We start from the raw sequence: 23,079 nt of genomic DNA on the forward strand, positions 1-23,079 counted from the left end.
ATTGAAATAAATAAGAAAAGTATTAAAAAAATAACTTGAAACCATGTGTGATGCCCACTTGAGGGGACGGGTGCTTCCGGCGGCTAATGAAGGGTGTAATGAGCTTTTTATGGGTTCAATCTGTTGAAATAAAAGAGATTGAAACGATCGTTTGAATTTATGGTGGGTTGCTGGAGCGGCTGAGCAGCCCGATCCGGATCCAAACATGGACAGTTTCATGAAGATGGATTTGATCTATACCCATCTTTGATTGAAAATAAAAAAGACTTTATGGTCGTAAAAGCGGTTGTGCGTGTACGATTATTCGATTGCCTCGCATCGTAGAGCGTCCGTTTGGGACCTTATGCTGCGTGGGGTTTCAGTTTCCTGGAGACAAACCTATGACATCTAGTTCAGCCAGTGCAGTGACGGGCAGTGCCCGTACCTTGCGTCGGGTCGCCGTGTGCGGTGCCGGCGTCATGGGCGCGCAAATTGCCGCCCATTGCGTGAATGCAGGCATACCAGTAGTTCTGTTTGATCTGCCCGCCCGCGAGGGGTCCAAAAATGGCATCGCCCTGCGTGCCATTGCCAATCTGCGCAAAATGAATCCCGCTCCTTTGGGTACGCCAGACCTGGCCGACCTGATCGAGCCCGCCAACTACGACGACAACCTGGACCGTCTGGCCGATTGCGATCTGGTAATCGAAGCCATTGCCGAGCGTCTGGACTGGAAACAGGATCTGTACCGCAAGATCGGGCCAGCACTGAACCCTAATGCCATCATCGCCAGCAACACGTCCGGCCTGTCCATCACTTCCCTGGCAGATGTTTTGCCGGAAGCGCTGCGTCCACGCTTTTGCGGCGTGCACTTTTTCAATCCGCCACGCTACATGAGCCTGGTGGAGCTGATCCCCACGAAATACACCCAGCCAGAGCTGCTGGATGTTCTGGAAACCTTCCTGGTATCGCAACTGGGCAAGGGCGTGGTTCGCGCCAAAGATACCCCCAATTTCATCGGTAACCGCATTGGTGTTTTTGGCATTCTGTCCGTGTTCGAGCAGGCTCGTCGTTTCTCCCTGACTTACGAGCAGGTTGATGAATTGACGGGTACACGTCTGGGTCGAGCCAAATCGGGTACTTACCGTACCGCTGACGTGGTTGGCCTGGACACTCTGGCACACGTGATTCGCACCATGCAGGATCAGCTGCCCGATGACAGCTTCAAAGCACACTTTGGCCTGCCACCAGAAGTGCAGGGCCTGATTGATGCAGGTGCTTTGGGTCAAAAGACCGGTGCCGGTTTCTTCCGCAAGAAGGGCCGTGAAATCCAGCGTTTCGATGCTCAACAGCGCGATTACGTGGCTGCTGACCAGAAAATCGATCCTGATGTCGCCGCCATTCTGGCTGTACGTGACCCGGCTGAGCGCCTGCGCCAGCTGCGCGAGTCCGACAAGCCTCAGGCTCAATTCGTGTGGGCCGTACTGCGCGATACCTTCCACTACAGTGCCATTCATCTGCAAGACATTGCCGACAACGCCCGTCAACTGGATCTGGCCTTGAAATGGGGCTTTGGTCACAAGCAAGGCCCGTTCGAGATCTGGCAGGCTGCCGGATGGCGGCAGGTGGCCGAATGGATCAACCAGGATATTCAAGACGGCAAGACACTGAGCAGCCAGCCGCTGCCAGACTGGGCGACTCGTGGTCCTGTGTGGGAAGCGCAAGGCGTGCATACCGCTGCCGGTTCCTGGAATCCGTCGCAAAGCCGCTTTGAAGGCCGTAGCGATTTGCCTGTTTACCTGCGCCACATTGGCACACCTTTGCTGGTGGGCGAGGTCGAGTCTCTGGAAACCACCACGGTTTTCGAAGATGAGTCGGTTCGCTGCTGGACGCTGCCCGCACCGCACCCACAAGACGTGCTGATCGTGTCCTTCAAGACCAAGATGCACACGCTGAGCCCTGGTGTGGTCAATGGCATGTTCAAGGCGATTGAGCTGGCTGAAGCCTCGTATCAGGCTCTGGTGGTGGCCCAGGATGGTGATCCATTCTCCGCAGGCGCTGACCTGAAAGCCATTTTGCCCGTGTTCGAGAAAGAAGGCGTGGCCGGTGTTGAGCCTGTAGAGCGCGCCATGCAGGACATGGTTCTGCGTATCCGCTACGCCCAGGTGCCTGTGGTGGCTGCGGTTGCCGGTCTGGCTCTGGGTGGTGGTTGCGAACTGGCTGTGCATTGCGCACACCGCGTCGCTCACTTCGAGTCCTACATTGGTCTGGTTGAAGTGGGTGTGGGTCTGGTTCCAGGCGCAGGTGGTCTGGCTTACTCGGCTCGTCGCTCGGCTGAACTGCAAGCCATGGGTGCACCTGATGCCCCGTTGCTGGCCTACCTGAAGCGTTTTGCTCTGGCTATCGCCAGTGCACAGGTGTCGCGCTCCGCTCTGGATGCGCGTCAGCTTGGCTTCCTGAAAGAGTCCGACACCATCGTCATGAACCGTCAGGAACTGGTTTATGTGGCCGTTCGTCAGGCACAGGCTCTGGCCAGCGCCGGTTGGCGTGCTCCATTGCCACGTCGCTTCCCGGTTGCCGGTCGCGATGGCATTGCCACGCTGAAAGCTCAGCTGGTGAACATGAAAGAAGGTGGTTTCATCTCGGAATATGACTTCCATATTGCCGAGAAGGTCGTAACCGTGATCTGCGGGGGCGATGTGGATCCAGGCTCGCTGGTGGATGAAGCCTGGATGATGGCGCAAGAGCGGCAGGCCTTCCTGGAGCTGCTCAATTCCCCCAAGACCCAGGAACGTATTACTGGGATGCTGACCACTGGCAAGCCAGTGCGTAACTAGAGCGGATCAAGGAGTAGACATGACTGTACAACAAGCTTATATCGTCGCTGCCAAGCGTACGCCCATCGGAAAAGCGCCTCGCGGTGTGTTTTCGTCCTACCGTCCTGACGAGCTCTTGGCGGAAGCCATTCGCGGCATGCTGGCCGATGTGCCCAAACTGGACCCTGCCGCCATTGAAGAAGTGGTAGCTGGTTGCGCCCTGCCTGAAGGCCCGCAAGGTTTTAACGTTGCGCGTATTTCTGCCTTGCTGGCAGGCCTGCCGCATACCGTGGCCGGGATGACCGTCAACCGCTTCTGCGCCTCGGGTTTGAGCGCCATTGCGATTGCGGCCGACCGTATCCGTACGGGCCAGGCAGACATCATCGTGGCTTCGGGTGTGGAATCCATGAGTCAGGTGCCGGTGATGGGTGTGAATACCACGTTCAGCCCCGAGATTTTCACTTCGGACGAGAACTACGGGATCGCTTACGGCATGGGTCTGACCGCTGAAGAAGTAGCGCGTCAGTGGAAAGTCTCCCGTGAAGATCAGGACGCGTTTGCCTTGGCCTCGCACCAGAAAGCCGTCAAGGCTTGGGAATCGGGCGAGTTCACGGGCGAAGTTCTGCCTGTGACGGTGACACGTCGTCAACCGAACCTGAGCACGCAGGAAATCTCCGTCAAAACTCAAGTGGTTGATCGCGATGAGGGACCACGCCCTGATACCAGCCTGGAAGTGCTGGGCAAGCTGCGCCCCGTATTTGCGGCGCGTGGCTCGGTCACGGCCGGCAACAGTTCGCAGACTTCGGACGGGGCAGGTGCCTTGCTGGTTGTTTCCGAACGCGCCTTGCGCGAGCACAATCTGACTCCGCTGGCCCGTTTCGTGACTTTCTCGGTCCGTGGTGTGCCACCAGCAATCATGGGTATCGGTCCTAAAGAAGCCGTGCCTCATGCGCTGGCCTTGGCTGGCCTGAAGCAAGACCAGATGGACTGGATCGAGCTGAACGAAGCCTTTGCTGCTCAATCTCTGGCGGTGATTCGTGATTTGGGCCTGGACCCCGAGCGCGTCAATCCGCTGGGTGGTGCTATTGCCATGGGTCACCCTCTGGGTGCGACTGGTGCCATGCGTGCCGCCACCGTGGTTCATGCCTTGCAGCGTCGTCAGCTGAAATACGGCATGCTCACCATGTGTATCGGTACAGGCATGGGAGCCGCCGGGATTTTCGAGCGGACATAATTTCCGATCTGCTGCTGTTTCTATCGTTGCTGGACAAAGCCGCCTTCGGGCGGCTTTTTTATTGGGGCGTCCCCCGCATCGGTGGGCAATAGCACAATACGTGTAAGCAAATTTGCTTAAAACCCGCTAAATGTCAAAAAAGTAAAGTTTTGTTGTTGTCATAGAGTAGACATGGGCTCGGGCCATAGTCCTTTTCATTGTGTTGAACAGCTCACACGGAGGATGTATGGGATTGCCCTCGCGCATGGTGTCCAGCCTGCACGTTCCCCCCATGTTCTGGCAGGGACGGGTCAAGGCTCGTCTGGAGTCGGGGCAGTTTGAGGTCGACTGCGGCGAGCGCTGCTGGATTGTGCCGCAGGCCGTCAGTTGCCTGGTGCAGCCGCAAGTGGGTGACAAGGTCTGGGTAGGCGGTGCCGATGGCGAGCAGGCCTATGTGTTCGCCGTGCTGGAGCGTCCCCAGGGTGGGGCTTTGCATCTGGTCGCCGACCAAGGCTTGCATGTGCAGGCGGCGCAGGGTGGGGTACATATCCAGTCCGAGGCGGACCTGACTTTGCAGGCAGGTGGCCATTTGCGCCAGTCTGGCCGGGAGATGAGCCTGACCGCAGGCACGCTGCGGATTTTGTCGCGCGTGCAGGAAACCGTGGCGGATCGCCTGTCCCAAGTGTGCAATCACGTATTTCGTCTGACTGAAAAAGAGGAGCGTTGGCGTGGGGGCCGCATGGACGTGCAGGCCCAGCATCAAATGCGTTTGCATGCCCGCCATACCTTGATGACTGCGCGCGAGCTGGTAAAAGTCGACGCTGACCAAATCCATATGGGGTAAGTATGCTGACAGAACGCCTTGTACAAGTGCATAGCCCGCTCGGGCCGGAAGTCTTGCTATTTCAGGCTCTGCAAGGTCGGGAAGCCTTGTCCCAGCCTTTTGAATTGCAGGTGGATGTGGTCTGCAATACCCCCTTGCTGGATTTGCGCAGCTTGCTGGGCGAGTCCCTGAGCCTGGAAATCAAAACGCCTTTTGCGGTGCCGCGCTTTCTGGATGGTCGTATCAGTGCATTTCGCCTGATGGGTAAAACCGGCCGCAGCGATCGCTTCTACACGTATCGGGCCACCTTGCGCCCCTGGCTCTGGTTCTTGAGCCAGAACATGGACAGCCGGATCTTTCAGGAAAAGACCGTGCCCGAGGTCTTGCAGGATGTGCTGGGCCGCTACCCCTTTGCCTGGGAGTCGCGCCTGACGCAGGACTATCCGCGCCAAACCTATTGCGTTCAGTATCAGGAAAGCGACTTTCAGTTTGTTAGCCGCTTGATGGAACGCGAGGGGATTTACTACTGGTTTGAGCACCGTAATGGCGCCCATACCCTGGTGATGGCCGATGATGCCGGTCAACATGCGGCTGCGCCCTGGCTTTCTGAGCTGCCCTTTGTTTCCCCCGATCGGGTAGCGCATCCCGATGTTGAGCATATCCATGCCTGGCACCCGTATGAGCAAGTCACGCCGGGCCGCTACGCGACCGCTGACTACGACTATTGCAAGCCGGGAGCCAGCCTGGACGCCACGCGCAGCAACCCGGCTGAACACGCCTTGGGTGATTTGGAAGTCTACGAATGGGCGGGTGGCTACACCGAGCCTCAACATGGTGAACATTACTCCCGCTTGCGGTTGGAAGCCTTGCAGGCGGTCCGCAGTCAGGCACAGGCCCAGACCAACGCGCGTGGTGTCGCGCCGGGTTATTTGCTGTCCGTGCGCAATCATCCGCGCCCCGAGGACAACCGCGACTATCTGGTGACTCAGGTCGATTACGACTTTCTGGATGTAGGCCATACCGGCGAGAGCGGCATGGCCAGCCACTACTTCATTGATTTTCTGGTGATCCCGTCCAGCCAGCCGTATCGCCCGTTGCGACGCACACCTATTCCGCGTACCTACGGCCCGCAAACCGCCAAGGTGGTGGGCAAGAGCGGCGAGCAACTGTGGACCGATCAATATGGTCGCATCAAGGTTCAGTTCCTGTGGGATCGTTATGGGCAGGCCAATGAAAACAGCTCCTGCTGGCTGCGAGTCTCCAGCCCGTGGGCAGGTGGCGGCTTTGGGGGCATTCAGCTGCCCCGAGTGGGCGACGAAGTGATTGTGGACTTTCTGGGGGGCGACCCGGACCGGCCCATTGCTGTCGGTCGTGTGTATAACGCCAGTAATATGCCGCCCTGGAATCTGCCGGACAATGCTACACAAAGCGGCTTTTTAAGTCGTTCCAAAGACGGTGATCCCAGCAACGCCAACGCCTTCATGTTCGAGGACAGAGCCGGGCAGGAGCGTATCTGGCTGCATGCCGAGCGCAATCTGGATACGGAAGTCGAGGGTGATGAAACCCATACCGTCGACGGTAACCGGACTACTGTGGTCACAGGCCATGACACCTTGAGTGTCACGGCAACCCGCACAACAACGGTGCAGGATCTGGAAACCGAGACATTCAATAGCGGCGTCGTACGTACGGTCATCGGGGATCTGGTTGAAACCATAGAAGGCGAGCAGACCCGAACTCATACCGGTGATGTGACGCGTACCGTGACAGGCAATGTCACCGATACCTTGACCGGCGATCTGACCCGAACCATCACCGGCGAGGTCACTCATACGGTCACGGGCGATGTCACGGATTCCATCACCGGCACTCGTAACTCCACCCAAACCGGCGACTACACCCGCACGATTACCGGCGCGGTGGATTACACCGTGACTGGCGATGTCAAAGAAACCATTACAGGTGATGTGGACCTGACCACCACCGGCAATATCACTGACACCCTGACTGGCAATCTGACCAAAAGTATTTCTGGTCCTGTGGACATTACCGCCTCAGCGGGCGTGAACATCACCACGCCTAGCTGGAAGGTGAATGTCACGGGCATTGAAAAGTGGTGGATTCCGCATACCGAAAAAGTGACGGGGTTCCGCCTGAACGGCACGATTTCCTCGCTGGATGCCTGGGGTATTCGGGCGCAGGGCTATCTGGTCAATTTCCAGGCTGCCGTCATGAAGATGGACCACTCGGCCTTCAAGGACGAGAAAGCCTACGCCGCGATCAAGACCAGTGCGGTGTATCTGGGCAAGCAGGCGGTGCGCGTCGGCAGTTCGGCTCTGCGTTTGGCCAAGTCCGGCTTGCACATCTTTTTTTAAGGACGTCCGCGACGATGCTGGGACAGATTATATGGATGGCTTTCAGCGCTTTGATGGGAGCCATCATGATTTCGATTGGTATTGCTCTGGAGTGGCGGGATTGGCTGCCTTATCTGGTCATCTTGCCCATGTTGATCGCAGTGGGTGGTTTTGTGGCTGGGTATAGGGGTTTTACGCGCTATTGGCGTGCTCGTCCTGAGGAACGCTTGTATCAGCGCCTGCATCGTGCCGAGGTCGTACCGCAACAGGCCGTGATCGTATCTCAGGATGAGCTGCTGCCAGAGGTCTTCAAATCTGCTTATCCGCTCGTGCGCCTGGGTCTGGACGTGGATGGCCAGAAAACCCATGTGGATGTGCTGGTGCAGCCCGAACTGAGCAAGCGATTCAAGCCGGGTAATTGGGTCAGCGTACTGTGCGATCCGGCCAATGCTCAGCTGTGTGCTCTGAACCGTGAACAGGTGACCTTGCAGCTGAAACCCGCCGCTAACTCCTATGGGGATTGATTGATGGTGGCGCTGGCTTCGCAGTTGATCGGGGATGACGCACACGTGGGTCCGGAGCAGTCAGGCAGTGCTCCTGCTCCAAGTCAGTCCTGCTCGTGCTCTCCCAAAGGACAAGTCCCATGCGCATCGTAAAGCCCTTGCGCTTGGGTGTTTTGGCACGCCCCTGGAGCTGGCGCGGACAACACGCGCTAAGCGTGTCGGTACAGGCCTGGTGCTCCATGGATGCCCCGCATGTCTTGAGCACCGATGCACGTATGTGGCAAAGCGTATCCGGCCTGACGCAGGACGACGATGTGCTGGACCTGGCCTTGCCCAAACCTTGTGCAGAGTTTCTGGTCTCTGGCCATGCCTGCGCTCCTGGTGGTGAGCCGGTATCCCAACTGGCCGTACAAGCGCGTGTCGGCCCGATAGAAAAGCAGCTGGCTGTATTTGGGCAACGTCAGTGGCGGCAAGGCAGACCGGGGGAGGCAGAGCCTTTTACCCGCGTGCCTTTGGATGGCAGCCGTAGCTGGGGCGGGCCGCAGTATCCCGATAATCCCGCCGGCATGGGAATGGAAGCAGCCAGTCCGGGCGAACCGCTTTGCTTGCCGCAGGTAGAGCCTTGGGAAGGGCGCTTGCACCGTTCTGGCCAGCAGGGCCGTCCAGCGGGTTTGGGGCCGGTATCGCCTTTGCGACCACGTCGCTTTCGTTTGGCGGGCCGTTATGACCCCGCCTGGCAGCAAGGCGATCCCGGCATGATGCTGGACAGCCTGGACCCACATTTTTTCAATGCTGCTGAACCGGACCAGTGGTGGCGTGAGCAAGGTCATTGGCCCGCAGACAGTTCTTGGGAACTACACCATCTGCACGCCCAGCGACCCCGGTGGAGTGGCAGCTTGCCGCAGTGGGAGGCGATCTGCTGGTATCAGGATCGTCGTCTACCTGGTCTGCAAAAGCTGGACCTGCGGCACACCACCGTTTGGTTCTTTCCTGATTTGGGCCACATGCTCCTGCTGTACCAAGGGAGCGTGCCGCTTCAGGATGCGCAGGCGCAAGATGTGAACTTATTAATGCCTGCCCTGGAGTCCTTGGGGCAAGCGCGTGGCCAGGATCATTACGAGCAAGTGCTGCGCTTGCGTAGCGAAGGCGATCAGGCCGGATTATTTGCCTTGCGTGATCAGGATTTATTACCTGCTGACTGCTGCGGACCTTTGGATGATTCTCTGACTAACTCAGACGACCCCTTGTCCCTGACCATGCGGATGCGCCTGGAGCGCTGGGCGCAGGACGCGGCACAGGAACACCCGGCTTGGCAGAACGAGCTGTTTTCCTTGGCGCAGGCTGGGCCTCCCAAACCTATGGATGTGGACCGAACGGATTGGGTGCAGGAAGTGCGCCAAGCCAATCGCCAGCAATGGGATGCGCGTCAGCAGATGGAAGAGGGCATGGCGAAAGTGCAGGACTTGCAGCGTGAATCTCCCTTTCAGGATCAGGCCAGCACTCGTGTGACGGCTCGTGATACACAGCGCATGTTGTGCGAGCTGGATGCCACAGCCAGCGATCAAGCCCCTGTGTCCGGCTTGCTATCCAAACCCATGGAGCAGGCCAGACGTGCGATGCAAACTTATGCCCCTGCACCGCCTGTTGCCTCTGATCTGCGTCAGCAGCGTTTGCGCAGGCGAGTGGAGTTGATTCTGGCCGGAACTCGCAATCTGTCTGGCCTGGACTTGAGCGGTTTGCATTTGCAGGACTTCGATTTCTCCGGGGTGCGCTGTGTTGGCACCTGCTTTAACGATGCGGTTCTACGGCAAGGCACGTTTGCAGGAGCTGATTGCTCGGGAGCCACATTTGTGCGGGCGCGATTGGAGCAGGTTCAATTCAATCAATCCCAATTGGATGATGTGGATTTCAGCGCGGCAGTACTGCAATCCGTACAGTTTCGTCAGGTGCAGGCGGCCCGATGGCAGCCGCGCGAGTCCAGCTGGCAGGATGTCTTGTTCCAGCAGTCGAACCTTCAGGAGCAGGAGTGGCTGGATGTGGACTTGCTGCGCTGCACCTTCGAGACCTCGCAGTTAAGTGGCGTGCAATATTTGATGCGCTCGCGCTTGTCCGAATTGTCTTATCTGGATTGCCAGTTACAGCAATGCGCATGGCTGGACTGTGATCTGCGGGACCTGTCCTTGAGGGGCTCCAGCCTGGAGGACACGTCCTGGCTGCTGGGTCTGTTGGACGGTGTGCTCGATTGCCGTAACAGCCGCTGGCGTCAAAGCGTGGTGTCCGGCGTGGACATGCCGGGGTCAGACTGGCGCGGTGCCCGCCTGGAAGAAAGCAATTTGCGTGGGCTGGATTTGTCGCAATCCTGTTTTGAACAGGCCCAACTGATTCGCTGTGATTTATCCGGTGCCAATCTCCAGGGGTCGCAATGGACGCAGGCCCGCCTGAGCGACTGCATTCTGATCGAGACTGACTTTGGCCAAGCCATCATGAACAAGGTGGATATGAGCAATAGCCTGGCCGGGGGCGCGAATGTTCAAGGCACGATGCTGGACACCGTGAACTTCTTCCGCGCTGATTTGACGGGCTTGCAAACGGATGCGCGTACCCGCAGCCGCAATCTGTATTTACGCACGGCACGTCGCGATCCTGCCGGGGGGCAAGTCTGATGGACGCACATGCTTTGCGTTTGCGCATTCGGCAAGGCGAGCCTTTGCTGGGGCTGGACATCAGCGATCTGTATTTGCCACCGGGCGATTATTCAGGAGCGGTGTTCATCGCTTGCCGTCTGCCGCGTGTGCAAGCCTTGGGCGTCAATCTGGCGGGTAGCCGCTTTCATCAATGTGACTTGAGCGGAGCAGTACTGGACGCCAGTGTGCTGGATGGCTGCGCCTTTATGGAATGCGTGTTGATCGGCTTGTCCTGCAAGCATGTCCAGGCCAGGGAGGTGATGTGGCAGGACTGTGATTTACAGGGCGCTATCTGGCAAGGCGGAGCCTGGAGCGACAGTCACTGGGCGCAATGCATTTTGCAAACGGGCAACTTCGACCAAGCTCTTTTGCAGCGTTGCACTTGGACTGGCTGCCGCGCAGGGGACTTGTCCTTGCAGTCTACCCGTCTGGAAGATGTGGTGGTCACCGAAATGGACTGGCGGGGCAGCACTCTGGCCGGTAGTCGCTGGCACAGGGTGACGGCCAAAACCTGCAATTTCCAGGGCATGGACCTGTCGGGGCTGGATTTCAGCGGCAGTGTCTTGATGGAGTCCGACTTTACTCAAGCGGATCTAAGCCACGCCCGTCTTTGCGGCACCAATTTCAAGTCTGCCATCTTGAATCAGGCCGTGCTGAACAAGGTCCAAGCCAAGCAGGCTTTATTTGTTCAGGCACAGGCCCAAGGACTGCAGATTCGGGAGGCGGATCTGACACAAAGTCTGTGGGCTCAAGCCCACGCTCCCGAGGCAGATTTTCGTGGCTCTTTTTTGCAGCAGGCCTACTTCGCGCAGGCAGTGTTGGAGCGGGCCCGTTTCGAGCATAGCCAACTGCGCTATGCGGATTTCTCGTATGCAGATTGCCGCCGTGCTCGCTGGGATGGCGCACATTTTGAGCGCACCCAGTTTCATCGTTGCTTGCTGGACAAGGCCGGGCAAGAACAGGCCGCAGGCTGCCTGCCCAATGACCCGGCCTTGCATGAGTCTGAGAGCTGGACCGCGCGTCATATGAATCTTGAATAAGGAGCCCTGATGTTTGCCAATTGCCAACGGGGCGGCATGGATATTGCCTTCCCCGACATCTGCAAGACACCACCGGCTCTGTTGCCGATTCCTTACCCGAATTTTGCGACGGGCCTGATGGGTATTCCCAATGCCTGGAACATCCTGTTGCAGGGTGGGCCTGCCCATAACTTGCTCACAACGATACCCTTGAGTAATGGTGACAATCCGGGTGTGGCTTTGGGCTTGATCTCGCAAACCGTGATGTCGCGTTCGCGCTCCATTACCTGTGTGCCTAATGTGCTGTGGAAGGGAATCCCGGCGACCCGTCTGACTAGCTTGAGCATGCAGAACACGGTGAATACGGTGGGCATGCGGGTAGTGCCCAGCCAGTTCAAAGTGCTGTTGCTAGGTGGCGGTGGTGCCGGGGGCGGCGCCGGTAAAGGCGGCAAGGGTGTGTCGGGCAGCGGGCCGGAGGCGGCGCGTAAAGCGGCAGCACGTGAAGCCAAGCGGGCGCAGCTTAAACGCAACCGGCGTCGGGGTGCGCAGCGAGAGCGCGAGGTCGAGGCCGAGCTGAAGCAGGAAGGCCACGAGGTCATGGGCACGCAGGTGTCTGCAAAAACCCCATTGACCCGCCGTGTGATCGATATACTGATCAAGGACAAGAACACGGGCAAAATCCGGGCGGTCGAAGTCAAGAGCGGGGGAGCGCGCCGCTCCGCAACCCAGAAGGCCAAGGACAAGGCAATGGAGAGCAAGGGCGCAGAGTTGATTGGCAAGAATGCACCCAAGCAGCCACTTCCCAAGAACATACGCATACCTACGGAGGTACGACATTGAAAACGCACACTGATCCCGTTAAATATGACGCTGTGGACTGGCATGTGGGCGGGGACTACCCCTCTGATCTGGGCCCGCAAGGTGGTCGCACGCACATCGGCATGTATCTGGCCTGGCTGGTGGAAAAAGGCCTGCTGGCCAATGCTTTTATGGACCGCTACCCCAACGAGGTGCGCCAGTGCCGTGATCACATGATCAAAGGCTCGCAACTGCTGCAAGAGTGTTGCGACGATGTGCTGGTCAGCGAAGACATGTCCGAGCAGGGCAAAGCCTTTAGCGATTTTTACTACGACGAGCTGTATCTGGATGATTACGTGGATACGCTGGACGACGAGGTTTTGCCATCCATCTATCACGTGCCTGACGATTGGGACAGCTACGAAACCTTGCGGCCGGTTCTGGAGCAGCGCTACCAGCACTGGCGACAGGAGCAGGGGCTGGACGACTAGCACCTAGCTGATCTCTATTTGCTTCCTTTGAAAAGCGCTGCCTGCGGGTGGCGCTTTTTCTTTATTTGCTTCAAAAAGAGCGTAAATACATCCATTTTGCAAAATAAGTAAGGAAAAATTTTCGTCAAAAAGGTGTCACCTTCAGTTCCTAGACTGGCTCCGTGATCAGTTATCCGAGACGACAGCTATGGTCGAAGGAATACAGGAGCAGTGGCAGCCAGCCTGGATTTTGGCTCCCGAAAACGCCCACTACGGCGAGAACCTGGAATACGAAGCCGACTTTCTGGCCTTGATGCAGGCTTTGCAAGTACAGGGCGAGCAGCAGTTTGGCCAAACTATTATCCCGGCTCAGGTTCCGGACTGGACGCGCATCGTGCGCCTGGTGCAGGACTTGCTGGACCGCTCGGCAGATATTCGCTTGCTGGTGGTACTGGCCCAGGCGAGATTGCAGACAGGTGGGTTGCCCGCCTTGGGGGAGGTGTGCGACTGGCTGTTGAGCGCCCTGCAACAAGGCTGGGAGCACGTTCATCCGCGTCTGCACGACGATGGCGAGCTGGACCCCTTGCCGCGCGTCAATGCGCTGGCCGGGCTGTCGGCTATTGATGGTCTGGGTCGCCTGATGCGTGAGGCTCCCGTGGTCAGCCTGGGGCATCGTCAACTGAATTTACGTGAAGTCGGCTATGTGCTGGATGGCAGTCAGAAAGATAGCGGCCTGCCGGGTCGTGACCATCTGGTTGAAGAGCTGCGCCGTGCCTTTGCCGCCGGCCAAAGCCAGACCGTGGCCTTGAGTCGTCTACGTCAGTTCCGCCAGGAGCTGGAGGCCCTGGTGCATCGTCATCTGGATGCCGAGTGGTCCGTGCGTCTGGACGGAGCCTGGGACACCGTGGAAGCCGCCTGCGCAGTACTGGACGCGGCAACCTCACTATCTGCTCCTTCCGCTCCCGAGCCTGTGCAGGCAAGCGACCCCACCATTCCTGTGCCCCCGCAACCTGCTCATCAGGTCGCTCCGGTGATGGGCTTGGCGAGTTGGCAAAACCTGCATGTTTCATCCCGTGAAGAGGTGGTGTTGTTGCTGGACAAGCTGGTGGCGTATTTCGAGCAGCACGAACCCAGCCATCCTGCCCCTTTGCTGCTGCGTCGTGCCCAGCAACTGGTGCCCATGGGTTTTCACGAGCTGATTCGTGACCTGGCACCCGGTGCCTGGGATCAGATCCAGGTTTTCATGCCTCGATCCGAAGTGGCGACAGCCGCTTCTTAATTCCATAAATCAACTGGAGAAGACCTGATGTCTGTGAAATCCAATTCTGGCAGCGGCCAGAAATTCCTTGGGCGCAATCGGGCTCCGCGTGTGCAAATTGAGTACGACGTTGAACTGTACGGCGCCGAGCATCGTGTGCAACTGCCATTCGTGATGGGTGTGCTGGCGGATCTGGCCGGACACAATACGGAGAACCAGCCGGAGCTGGGCGAGCGCAAGTTTATGGAAATCGACGTGGACAACTTCGATGACCGCATGAAGTCCATCGCACCCAAGCTGAACATGCAGGTTCCCAACAGCCTGAAGGGCGATGGCGTGCTGGGAGTGGAAGTGTCTTTTGACTCCATGGACAGCTTCTCCCCGGCTGAACTGGCCCGTCAGATCGAACCTTTGGCTCGCCTGCTGGAAGCTCGTACCCAGCTGGCGAATTTGCTGACTTATATGGATGGCAAAAGCGGGGCGGAAGAACTCTTGTCCCGTCTCCTGCAGCAGCCCGAACTCTTGCGCGCCCTGGCTGGTCGCCCGCCCCAGGCCCTGACGATGGACGAGTCCCAGCCCGATCAGGACAACGAGCCCAAAGCATAAGGAGCCCACCCCATGACTTCCACCCAGACATTGACCGCCACTCGCGACACGGCCCAGCTGGATGAACTGTCCAGCCTGTTGCAGCAAGAGTTTCGTCCCAAAACCGAGCAGGCTCAGCAGGCGGTTGAGTTTGCCGTCACCACGCTGGCCGAGCAGGCGTTGGACCAGTCCGTGACTTTGAGCGATGACGCCTATCAAACCATTCAGGCGGTGATTGCCCAGATCGATCAGAAGATGACCGAGCAGATCAATCACATCCTGCATCACCCCGAATTTCAGCGGCTGGAAGGGGCCTGGCGAGGTTTGCACCATCTGGTCAGCAACACCGAAACTGATGAGCTGCTGCGCATTCGGGTGATGCCCGCGACCAAGAAGGAATTGGCGCGCAACTTGAAGCGCTACAAAGGGGTGGCCTGGGATCAAAGCCCCTTGTTCAAGAAGGTGTATGAACAGGAATACGGCCAGTTTGGTGGCGAGCCCTTTGGCTGCCTGGTGGGGGATTATCACTTCGACCACAGTCCGCCGGATGTAGAGATGCTGGGGGAACTGGCCCGTATTGGCGCGGCGGCCCACAGCCCGTTCATCGCGGGAGCGGCGCCTTCCGTGATGCAGATGGAGTCCTGGCAGGAGCTGGCCAATCCGCGTGATCTGACCAAGATCTTCTCCAACACCGAGTACGCCGCCTGGCAAAGCCTGCGCGAATCCGACGATGCCCGTTATCTGGGCCTGGCCATGCCCCGCTTTCTGGCGCGTTTACCTTACGGTGCACGTACCAACCCGGTTGATGAGTTCGACTTCGAGGAAGACACCGACGGAGCCAGCCATGACCGCTACACCTGGGCCAACTCGGCCTACGCCATGGCGGTCAATATCAACCGATCCTTCAAGCATTTTGGCTGGTGCACGGCAATTCGCGGTGTGGAGTCGGGCGGTGCGGTCGAGAACCTGCCTTGCCATACTTTCCCCACGGACGATGGTGGGGTGGACATTAAATGTCCCACGGAAATTGCCATCAGCGACCGCCGCGAGGCCGAGCTGGCCAAGAACGGATTCATGCCCTTGGTACACCGCAAAAACTCGGATTTTGCGGCTTTTATCGGCGCCCAGTCCTTGCAGAAGCCCCAGGAGTACTACGACGCAGACGCTACCGCCAATGCCCGTTTGGCTGCGCGCTTGCCCTATCTGTTTGCCTGCTGCCGTTTTGCGCATTACCTGAAATGCATTGTGCGCGACAAGATCGGTTCCTTTCGCGAGCGCGACGATATGGAGCGTTGGCTAAACAGCTGGATCATGAATTACGTGGACGGCGACCCGACCAACTCTTCGCAGGAAACCAAGGCACGCAAGCCGCTGGCCGCCGCCGAAGTCTCGGTGCAGGAAGTACCGGACAACCCCGGTTATTACGCTGCCAAGTTCTTCTTGCGTCCGCACTACCAGCTGGAAGGCCTGACGGTTTCCCTGCGCCTGGTGTCCCGTTTGCCGTCGCTCAAAGGCGAGCAGAACTGATTCCCACCCTGGCCTTTTGATGGCCTTATTCGACCTCCAAGGAGAAAAGCGTGTCTGTTGATATGTTCATGAAAATTGAAGGCGCCAATGGCGAATCCAAAGACTCCAACCACAAGGATTGGACCGATATCCAGTCCTTTTCGTGGGGTGCCTCGCAACCGGGCAGCATGAGCTCGGGCGGTGGCGGTGGCCAGGGTAAGGCCAATTTCAACGATCTGCATGTGGTCGCCCGCATCGACAAGGCTGCGCCTGCCGTGATGAAGCACTGCGCCAGCGGCAAGCACCTGGGCAAGGTGGAGCTGTCGGTGTGCAAGGCCGGTGGCGAGCAGGTGGAATACACCAAAATCACCCTGGAAGAAGTGCTGGTGACTTCGGTTCAGCTCAATGCCGAGCGCGATGTGGAAAGCGTAATGGTCAATTACTCCTTCCAGGCCGCACGCGTCAAACAGCAGTACTGGGAACAGTCCGACCGCGGCAGCAAAGGTGCTGAAACGCTGGTGGCCTGGGACATCAAGCAAAACAAAGAAGCCTGATCGGGCTTGGGTTTTCAGGCAGGGCCGCTATGGACCGCTTTCGCTTACCGGGACGCCGCGGGGCCGCGCTGATGCGCGGTCAGGCGGATCGCTTGCAACCTTGTCTGCTGGACAGGCTGACCGACGAGCGGCCCGATCAAACCTGGGAACCTCCCCAGCCCATGAGCCAGTACCAGATGCGTCAGGCGGTATTGCGCGATCTGGGTCATTTGCTCAATACCCCCAATCAGGGCGCTACCCCCTTGATGCAGGCCTTGGCTCATGTGCGCCGCTCCTGCCTGAACTACGGCATGAGCCCGCTGGCGGGCAAGACCATGAGCGAAGTGGAATGGCTGGATGTGGAAGAAGCGCTGCGTACCGCCATCCTGCATTTCGAGCCGCGTATTCTGCCCGATACCTTGCAGGTGCATTGTCTGGATCACAGGGCTCAGCGCGATTTGCATAACGTCTTGAGCTTGCGTATTCAGGGCCATGTCTGGTGCGAGCCGTATCCGCAGGAATTCTTGCTGCGCACCAGTATTGATCTGGAAAGCGGGCAGTTGGACCTTGAAGAGAGTTACGCGTCGGGATGAATCCGGAGCTGCTGCATTACTACAACCGTGAATTGGCTTACCTGCGCGAGCTGGGAGCCGAATTTGCGCAAGCCTACCCCAAAGTGGCGGCCCGTCTGGGTGTGCACGATACGGCGGTGGCGGACCCCTATGTCGAGCGTCTGCTGGAAGGATTCAGCTTTCTGACGGCTCGCATTCAGATGAAGATGGACGCGGAATTTCCCCGTCTAAGCCAGCAGTTGCTGGATGTGATTCAGCCTTCCTGGTTGATGCCCACCCCTAGCATGGGACTGGTGCAGTTTCGTCCCAGCATGAGCGAAGGTGCTCTGGCCAAAGGCTTTACCATGCCGCGCCACACCGCCTTGCGCTCCCGTATTCCAGCCGGAGAACAAACCGCCTGCGAGTTTTCTACTTGCCATGCCGTGGACTTGTGGCCCATGAGCTTGTCGCAGGTACGTTTAGGCGATGTAGCAGCTGATCTGCCTCTGGCGGCTTTAGGTAGCCGGCAGGCCGCGCAAGCTCGTTCGGCCTTGAAACTGGACTTCACGGTGCATGGCGGTTTGACACTGGAGGAGCTGGCTCTGGATGAGCTTAGCCTGCATCTGGACGGCCCGGAATCTGACAGCAGCTTGCTGCTGGATGCCTTGCTGCGGCAGGCGTTGGGGGTGTTCATCCAAATGGAGGACGAGGCCCCACAATTCCTGGCTACGTCTGATTGTCTGACACACGATGGCCTGGAAGATGATCAAGCCATCTTGCCCATGGTGTCTCACGAGTTCTCCGGCCATCGCTTGCTGCGGGAGTATTTCGCCTTGCCGGGCCGTTTTGCTTTTGTACGGCTGCGTGGTCTGCAAGCAGCTATCGCCAGAGGACGTGCGCAGGAGCGAAAAAGCCGCCGCTGGAGCCTGCATATTGTCCTTAAGCAGGCTTGGCCCGATCTGGCGGCACGCGTTGGCCCTGGCCATGTGCGTTTGTATTGCACGCCGGTCGTGAATTTATTTCGACGACGCAGTGAACGCATGGCCTTGCGCCCACAGGCAACAGATCATCATGTGGTCATGGACAGAACGCGTCCCATGGACTTTGAAGTTTGCCTGATGGAGCAAGTGCAAGGACATGGCCGACAGGGCACGGACGATGTGCTGTTTCGCCCCTTGTATGCCAGCACGGCGCAGGATGCAGGACGCTATGGCAGTTACTACACTGTGCGACGCGAACCGCGTGTCGTGTCTGATACCCAGAAACGCTGGGGTGGCCGCAGCAGTTATGGCGGTAGCGAAGTGTATTTATCTCTGGTGAATCAGCACGAGCAGTCCGAGTTTTTCGGCATGAATCAGATCAGTGTCACGGCCTGGTGCAGCAACCGTGATTTGCCCTTGCTGCTACCGCGCTCGCCCGAGTCTGACTTCAGCCTGCAGGTTTCGGCCCCTGTGGCCGGTGTCAGTTTATTGGGTGGTTTGACCCGTCCTCGACCTGCATCAACCGGCGGCCGTCAGGCCTGGGATTTGATTTCACAGATGAGTCTGGCCCAGTTGGGTGTGGCCCAGTCCGACCCTAAGCAGGCTGCAGGTCGCTGGCGTGCCTTGCTGGCCCCGCATGTGGACAGCGCTGATGCCGGTGCCTTGCGTCAGTTGGCTTCCATTGTGGCGGTGCAGGCACGGCCTGTGCAGAGGGCCATGCCGGTGCCAGGACCCTTGGTGATGGCGCGTGGCGTGCATTTTGAGGTCACGCTGGACCAAAGTGGTTTTCCCGGTGGCCGTCCCTTTGTTCTGGCCGCCGTGCTCAGTCGTTATCTGGCCCGTCATGTCAGCCTGAACAGTTTTGTCTCTACCCAGTTTCGTTCCGAGACAGGGGTGGAACTGGGAGCGTGGGGGCCGCAAGCAGGTACGCGGGCGGTGTTGTGAACCGGGCCGAGCAGGAACAGCTAAAGCCCCAGGCTTCTTTGGAAGAGCTGGGCCGTATCATTCAGCAATGGCCTTATGGCCATGATCTGTTTCGGGTTTTGCGGGCCGTCGATGCCTTGCAAGCCGCCCAAGGCCAGCCTCGTTTGGGAACCGCGCCTACGCCTCGCCAAGAAGATGTGCGGGTAGGTCAGCCGCCTAGTTTGGCTTTTGCGGCCTCCAGTGTGCAAACCGCTCGTTGGGACGATGAACAACTGTATCTGGATGTCCAGGGTTTTGGCTTGTGGGGGCCCAACGGCCCTTTGCCGCTGCACATGACGGAGTACTTTTTTCAGCGTAGTCGCAACTTTGGTGACCGCGCTGGTGTGGCCTTTCTGGACCAGTTTCATCACCGTCTGTTTTTACTGTTTTTCAGAGCCTGGGCACAAGCGCAAGCGGTCTGTGACCTGGAACATGATCAGGATGGTTTTACGCGCTGGTTGGCCAGTCTGGCCGGAGTCGGGAGCCCGAGTGCATCGGCTCCCATGAGCGACCATGCGGTCCATTTTCAGGCACCCGCGCTGGCGTCTCAAACCCGTAGTGCGCCTGCTCTGCAATCGCTACTGGCCAGCTATTTCCAATTGCCCGTCAGCATTCAGCAGAACGTGCCGGTTTGGGTAGCGCTGGATGATCAAACCCAGGTCAGCCTGGGTCGCAGTTGTTCGGGGCTAGGGAAAAATTCCGTTCTGGGTGCACGTATTCTGGACGTGCAGCAAACCATACGAATACGGATTGGCCCTTTGAGTCGGCAGGACTATGGCCGCTTCTTGCCAGGTCGTCCGGCCTGGCGGCAATTGCGCTATTGCCTGGCTTTGTATCTGGGCTTGGAGTGGTCGGTTCAGTTGCAATTGGTGCTGCAAGCCAGCGAACAGCCTGATCTGGGTTTGGGGGCGGGCTTGGGCCTGGGCCAGGAAACCTGGCTGGGCTCGCCCGGCACGCAGGACAGAGCGGATCTGTGCCTGTTTCTGGACAGCCGTCCAGATTGGCAAGATCCGCGCAGCTAAGGCCTAGGCCTGACGCATTCCCTGCAAAAGATCGAACTCGTTTTCCTTGTCGGACAAGGTGCTGACCCACTCCGGGGCGCGACCCAAATCTGGCTGCCAACTGGCTGCCGGAATGGTGCTGTCGGTGCTGGGTGAACTGGCTGGTTTGGCTGCTGTATCGAAGGGGTGCTTGTCCGAGGGCGCAGGCATGGGACCACCGACCGGGACCATGCCGGGAACATGCAGATCTGCGAAAGGATCGGCCGCCGGCGCAGCTGCCAAAGGCGTTTCATCCTGTGTGACGGGGCTGACTCCCGATTCCACCCGGTAGTGCATTTCCCCCAAGGTCAGGCGATCCCCATTCTGCAAGGTCTTGACCTGTGCCAGTGCCAATTCGATGCCATTCACGGCGACCTGACCGTCTGCGCTAGCTCGTTGAATCGTCAGCACATCGTGCTGGCGACGCAGGTAAGACAGCACGGGCGGCGTTTGATTGTTATCGGGCAAAACCAGATCAGCCTGAGTCCAGGAACCGCAGACCAGACCGGGTTCAGGAATAGGGCGCGGGGCTCCACCGGACTCTGCTTGCAAACGCCAATCTACAGCTGTGCTCATGGCTGTGCTCCTGCCACTTTTTCATAAACCGGGCCCCAGGTGGGGTGACCGCGCTCGGCCTGGGCCAGGGTAAAGCCAGGGTCTACAGCCCGTGCCTGCTTGAAACGCTCTTCACACAAAAAAGTGTAGTCGCGCACGCAAAAGCTGAAGGCCTGCAGTTTCAAGGCTTCGCTGTATTGATTGGGTGCGGCAGCAGGCAGGGTGCTGGAGCGGCCCACTTGCCGGATCACGGTGCTGTAGTCACCTTCATTAAAGGCAGAGCGTATTTGCTCCAGTTCAGCTTCGGCAGCCGGGCTGAAAACAGCCACTGGCTTGTTCTGAGTTTGGGCGCAGGCTGTCAGTAAAAGGGCCAGAGCCGGAACGATCAGGCGGGCAGGTAAATACATGGCAGGAAAAAGAAAAGTTGTACTTGCCCTCAAGACTAGGAAAGGAAAAAGACAGCCACATGACATGACGCGGACGGTTTTGTAAGAGTTGTTGCGCAAGGGTAAGCACCGAAACACCCCGTGTCCTTAACAAAGTTGTCGTATTCATGCTTTTAGATGGGGCGCATTGCCATTCAAGGAGACATCGTGACCGTTCGCCGATTGCTTCGTTTGTGCGCGCTGCTGATGCTGGGGTTGCTGGCCTCGTGCGCGTCCACCTCCAGTCGCATGGCCGTGCCCTACGAGATTGTTCTGACTGCGGATGAACAGCTCAACCCGGATGCCACGGGTCGGCCTTCCCCGGTACAGGTGTTTGTGTTCGAGCTGCGCTCGGGCAGCACCTTTGAATCCAGGGACTTCTTCGCCCTGCAGTCCGACCCGCAACAAGCCTTGCAGGCGGATCTGCTCAATGTGGAGCAGATCGTGCTGCGCCCCGGCCAGACCCATACCTTCAAACGGCCGGGCGATTTGCAAGCCACCGCTGTTGGCGTGGTCGTAGGGTATCGCGAGCTGGATGCCAGTGTGTGGCGTGTCCTCTTGCCGCTGCCCGAGTCGCGCACCACCAATATCTACAAGTTCTGGCAGTCGGCCCCGGACGCCGTCCAGGTCAGTCTGCAATTACGCAAGAACGCCATTCATGTCGTTGATTGATGGGCGTGGAACGGAATATTTCAATGGATAAAGTCATTTGGACCGAAGGGCTGTTTTTACGGCCTCAGCATTTTCAGCAGATGGAGCGCTATCTGGAGCACTATGCCCACGCCGGAAGGCGGGCTGCGCAGCCGTTTTGCTGGGGCTTTGAAACCTTGAGTCTGGACGAACAGGCCCTGAGTATGGGCAGTGTCGCCTTACGCGAAGCGCGCGGTTTGTTGCCGGATGGCACGCCCTTTGATTGCAGGCCGGGAGCGATGCAGATTGTGGCCTGGACGGCCCCCGAAGTGGTGCGTCCCGAGCGTCTGATGCTGGTGCTGCCTCGTCGTCAGGCCGGGCGAGCAGAGATTCAGTTTGATGGGCACAGCTCGCGTCGTTCGCGTTATGTGGTCAGCGAGCAGGATTTGTATGACAGCAGTGGTTTGTCACCTGAACCCTGCCTGTCGCAGCTGGGGCGTTTGCAGCCTGTTTTGCTGCCCGAATCCGAGGTGTATGAAGACAGTGTAGCCATGCCCGTGGTCCGCATTATGGAGCGCAGACCCGACCGCTCGCTGGTGTTGGACCCGGATTTCATTCCCCCTATCTTGTCCATTCAGGCCCATGCCCGGCTAAGTGCTCTAAGCGCGGATGTACAGGCTTTACTGCAGGCCCGTGCCCAAGCTCTGGCAGAACGCCTGGGGCCGGGAGGGCGCGGGCAGGGCGATGTGGCCGACTTCATGATGCTGGAGCTGGTCAATCGCTATCGGGCTGCCTTGTGGGCCATGGAGCAGCGCGTACATGTACATCCTGGCGAGCTGTATCAGGCCTGGATGGAATTGCATGGTGCTTTGGCTACCTACACCCAGGACGGGCGTCAGCCGCTGATCTGGCCTTCCTATCAGCATGACGATCTAGCCCAGTCCTTTTTGCCGCTGGTGCTGGAGTTGCGCCGTGCTCTGTCCGTGGTCCTGGAGCAGCAGGCGGTGTCGATTGCGCTGGAGGACAAGGGGCAGGGCGTACGTCTGGCCCAGATTGCGGATCGTGCGCTCTTGCGGCAGGCGGGTTTTGTGTTGGCCGTGCAAGCCGATTTGCCCGCCCAAACCGTGCGGCAGCATTTTGCGGCACAGGTGAAATTGGGGCCGGTAGAACGCATCCGCGATCTGGTGCATCTGCAATTGCCGGGCATCGGTTTGCAGCCTTTGTCTGTCGCGCCACGAGCCTTGCCGTATCACGCAGGATTCACCTACTTCGAGCTGGAAAAAGGCGGCGAGCTGTGGCGTCAGCTGGAGCAGAACGGCGCATTGGCCCTGCATTTGGCCGGAGACTTCCCCGGCCTGCAACTTGAGTTTTGGGCAATACGCCGCTGACCCGGAGCA

At 58.6% G+C, this 23,079-nt stretch carries 20 protein-coding genes; 18 read left to right on the forward strand and 2 right to left on the reverse strand.

Annotated elements, in window-relative coordinates; all coding sequences use genetic code 11:
• Nucleotides 1-458: 458 nt before the first annotated feature.
• The 16 genes from MID00_RS09470 (at nucleotide 459) to tssG (ending at nucleotide 20,054) form a co-directional block, all read left to right on the forward strand.
• Complete coding sequence (locus MID00_RS09470; RefSeq protein WP_254500296.1) at nucleotides 459-2,813, forward strand: 3-hydroxyacyl-CoA dehydrogenase/enoyl-CoA hydratase family protein; 2,355 nt, start codon at nucleotides 459-461, stop codon at nucleotides 2,811-2,813.
• Nucleotides 2,814-2,832: 19 nt separating this feature from the next.
• The gene (locus tag MID00_RS09475) at nucleotides 2,833-4,026 is read left to right on the forward strand and encodes an acetyl-CoA C-acyltransferase (protein WP_009455514.1); all 1,194 of its coding nucleotides are present in this window, start codon (nucleotides 2,833-2,835) and stop codon (nucleotides 4,024-4,026) included.
• Nucleotides 4,027-4,252: 226 nt separating this feature from the next.
• Nucleotides 4,253-4,849, forward strand: coding sequence for a DUF3540 domain-containing protein (locus MID00_RS09480; RefSeq protein WP_121739824.1), 597 nt, complete (start codon nucleotides 4,253-4,255; stop codon nucleotides 4,847-4,849).
• Between the two features lie 2 nt (nucleotides 4,850-4,851).
• The gene (locus tag MID00_RS09485) at nucleotides 4,852-7,203 is read left to right on the forward strand and encodes a type VI secretion system Vgr family protein (protein WP_254500225.1); all 2,352 of its coding nucleotides are present in this window, start codon (nucleotides 4,852-4,854) and stop codon (nucleotides 7,201-7,203) included.
• 35 nt (nucleotides 7,204-7,238) lie between these two features.
• A complete protein-coding gene (locus tag MID00_RS09490; protein WP_254500226.1) occupies nucleotides 7,239-7,706 on the forward strand; it encodes a hypothetical protein in 468 nt (155 codons plus the stop codon).
• Nucleotides 7,707-7,825: 119 nt separating this feature from the next.
• Entirely contained in the window at nucleotides 7,826-10,348 is a 2,523-nt protein-coding gene (locus tag MID00_RS09495) for a pentapeptide repeat-containing protein (RefSeq protein WP_254500227.1), read from the forward strand.
• Nucleotides 10,348-11,409, forward strand: coding sequence for a pentapeptide repeat-containing protein (locus tag MID00_RS09500; protein WP_254500228.1), 1,062 nt, complete (start codon nucleotides 10,348-10,350; stop codon nucleotides 11,407-11,409). Before MID00_RS09495 ends, MID00_RS09500 begins: the two co-directional genes overlap by 1 nt.
• 9 nt (nucleotides 11,410-11,418) lie before the next feature.
• The gene (locus tag MID00_RS09505; RefSeq protein ID WP_026483655.1) at nucleotides 11,419-12,228 is read left to right on the forward strand and encodes a DUF4150 domain-containing protein; all 810 of its coding nucleotides are present in this window, start codon (nucleotides 11,419-11,421) and stop codon (nucleotides 12,226-12,228) included.
• On the forward strand, nucleotides 12,225-12,677 hold the full coding sequence (locus tag MID00_RS09510) for a hypothetical protein (protein ID WP_009455524.1): 453 nt from the start codon (nucleotides 12,225-12,227) through the stop codon (nucleotides 12,675-12,677). The genes MID00_RS09505 and MID00_RS09510 overlap by 4 nt, the downstream gene beginning before the upstream one ends.
• Nucleotides 12,678-12,864: 187 nt before the next feature.
• Entirely contained in the window at nucleotides 12,865-13,935 is a 1,071-nt protein-coding gene (gene tssA, locus MID00_RS09515) for a type VI secretion system protein TssA (RefSeq protein ID WP_254500229.1), read from the forward strand.
• Between the two features lie 27 nt (nucleotides 13,936-13,962).
• A complete protein-coding gene (tssB, locus tag MID00_RS09520; RefSeq protein WP_009455528.1) occupies nucleotides 13,963-14,520 on the forward strand; it encodes a type VI secretion system contractile sheath small subunit in 558 nt (185 codons plus the stop codon).
• A gap of 12 nt (nucleotides 14,521-14,532) precedes the next feature.
• Nucleotides 14,533-16,026: a type VI secretion system contractile sheath large subunit gene (gene tssC, locus MID00_RS09525; RefSeq protein ID WP_009455530.1), complete on the forward strand. Its 1,494-nt coding sequence runs from the start codon at nucleotides 14,533-14,535 to the stop codon at nucleotides 16,024-16,026.
• A 50-nt stretch (nucleotides 16,027-16,076) separates the two neighbouring features.
• A complete protein-coding gene (locus MID00_RS09530; protein WP_009455532.1) occupies nucleotides 16,077-16,559 on the forward strand; it encodes a type VI secretion system tube protein Hcp in 483 nt (160 codons plus the stop codon).
• A gap of 29 nt (nucleotides 16,560-16,588) precedes the next feature.
• A complete protein-coding gene (tssE, locus tag MID00_RS09535) occupies nucleotides 16,589-17,131 on the forward strand; it encodes a type VI secretion system baseplate subunit TssE (protein WP_021447237.1) in 543 nt (180 codons plus the stop codon).
• Complete coding sequence (gene tssF, locus MID00_RS09540; RefSeq protein WP_009455539.1) at nucleotides 17,128-19,014, forward strand: type VI secretion system baseplate subunit TssF; 1,887 nt, start codon at nucleotides 17,128-17,130, stop codon at nucleotides 19,012-19,014. The genes tssE and tssF overlap by 4 nt, the downstream gene beginning before the upstream one ends.
• Nucleotides 19,011-20,054 carry a type VI secretion system baseplate subunit TssG gene (gene tssG / locus MID00_RS09545; protein ID WP_254500230.1) on the forward strand — a complete coding sequence of 348 codons (1,044 nt, stop codon included), beginning with the start codon at nucleotides 19,011-19,013 and terminating at the stop codon, nucleotides 20,052-20,054. The genes tssF and tssG overlap by 4 nt, the downstream gene beginning before the upstream one ends.
• 3 nt (nucleotides 20,055-20,057) lie before the next feature.
• Here the strand turns inward: tssG and MID00_RS09550 are convergent, their stop codons facing one another.
• Both MID00_RS09550 and MID00_RS09555 read right to left on the reverse strand, forming a co-directional pair.
• Complete coding sequence (locus tag MID00_RS09550) at nucleotides 20,058-20,648, reverse strand: hypothetical protein (RefSeq protein WP_254500231.1); 591 nt, start codon at nucleotides 20,646-20,648, stop codon at nucleotides 20,058-20,060.
• Nucleotides 20,645-21,034 (reverse strand): TssQ family T6SS-associated lipoprotein, encoded by a 390-nt coding sequence (locus tag MID00_RS09555; RefSeq protein ID WP_026483661.1) that lies wholly within the window; start codon nucleotides 21,032-21,034, stop codon nucleotides 20,645-20,647. Before MID00_RS09555 ends, MID00_RS09550 begins: the two co-directional genes overlap by 4 nt.
• A 186-nt stretch (nucleotides 21,035-21,220) precedes the next feature.
• On the opposite strand from MID00_RS09555, the gene tssJ reads away from it, so the two are divergent.
• A complete protein-coding gene (gene tssJ / locus MID00_RS09560) occupies nucleotides 21,221-21,724 on the forward strand; it encodes a type VI secretion system lipoprotein TssJ (protein ID WP_235484320.1) in 504 nt (167 codons plus the stop codon).
• A gap of 23 nt (nucleotides 21,725-21,747) precedes the next feature.
• Nucleotides 21,748-23,070, forward strand: a complete 1,323-nt coding sequence (gene tssK, locus MID00_RS09565) for a type VI secretion system baseplate subunit TssK (RefSeq protein WP_009455549.1) — start codon at nucleotides 21,748-21,750, stop codon at nucleotides 23,068-23,070.
• Nucleotides 23,071-23,079 lie beyond the last annotated feature (9 nt).

Source organism: Alcaligenes sp. NLF5-7, from assembly GCF_024266725.1.
GTDB lineage: Bacteria > Pseudomonadota > Gammaproteobacteria > Burkholderiales > Burkholderiaceae_B > Alcaligenes > Alcaligenes phenolicus.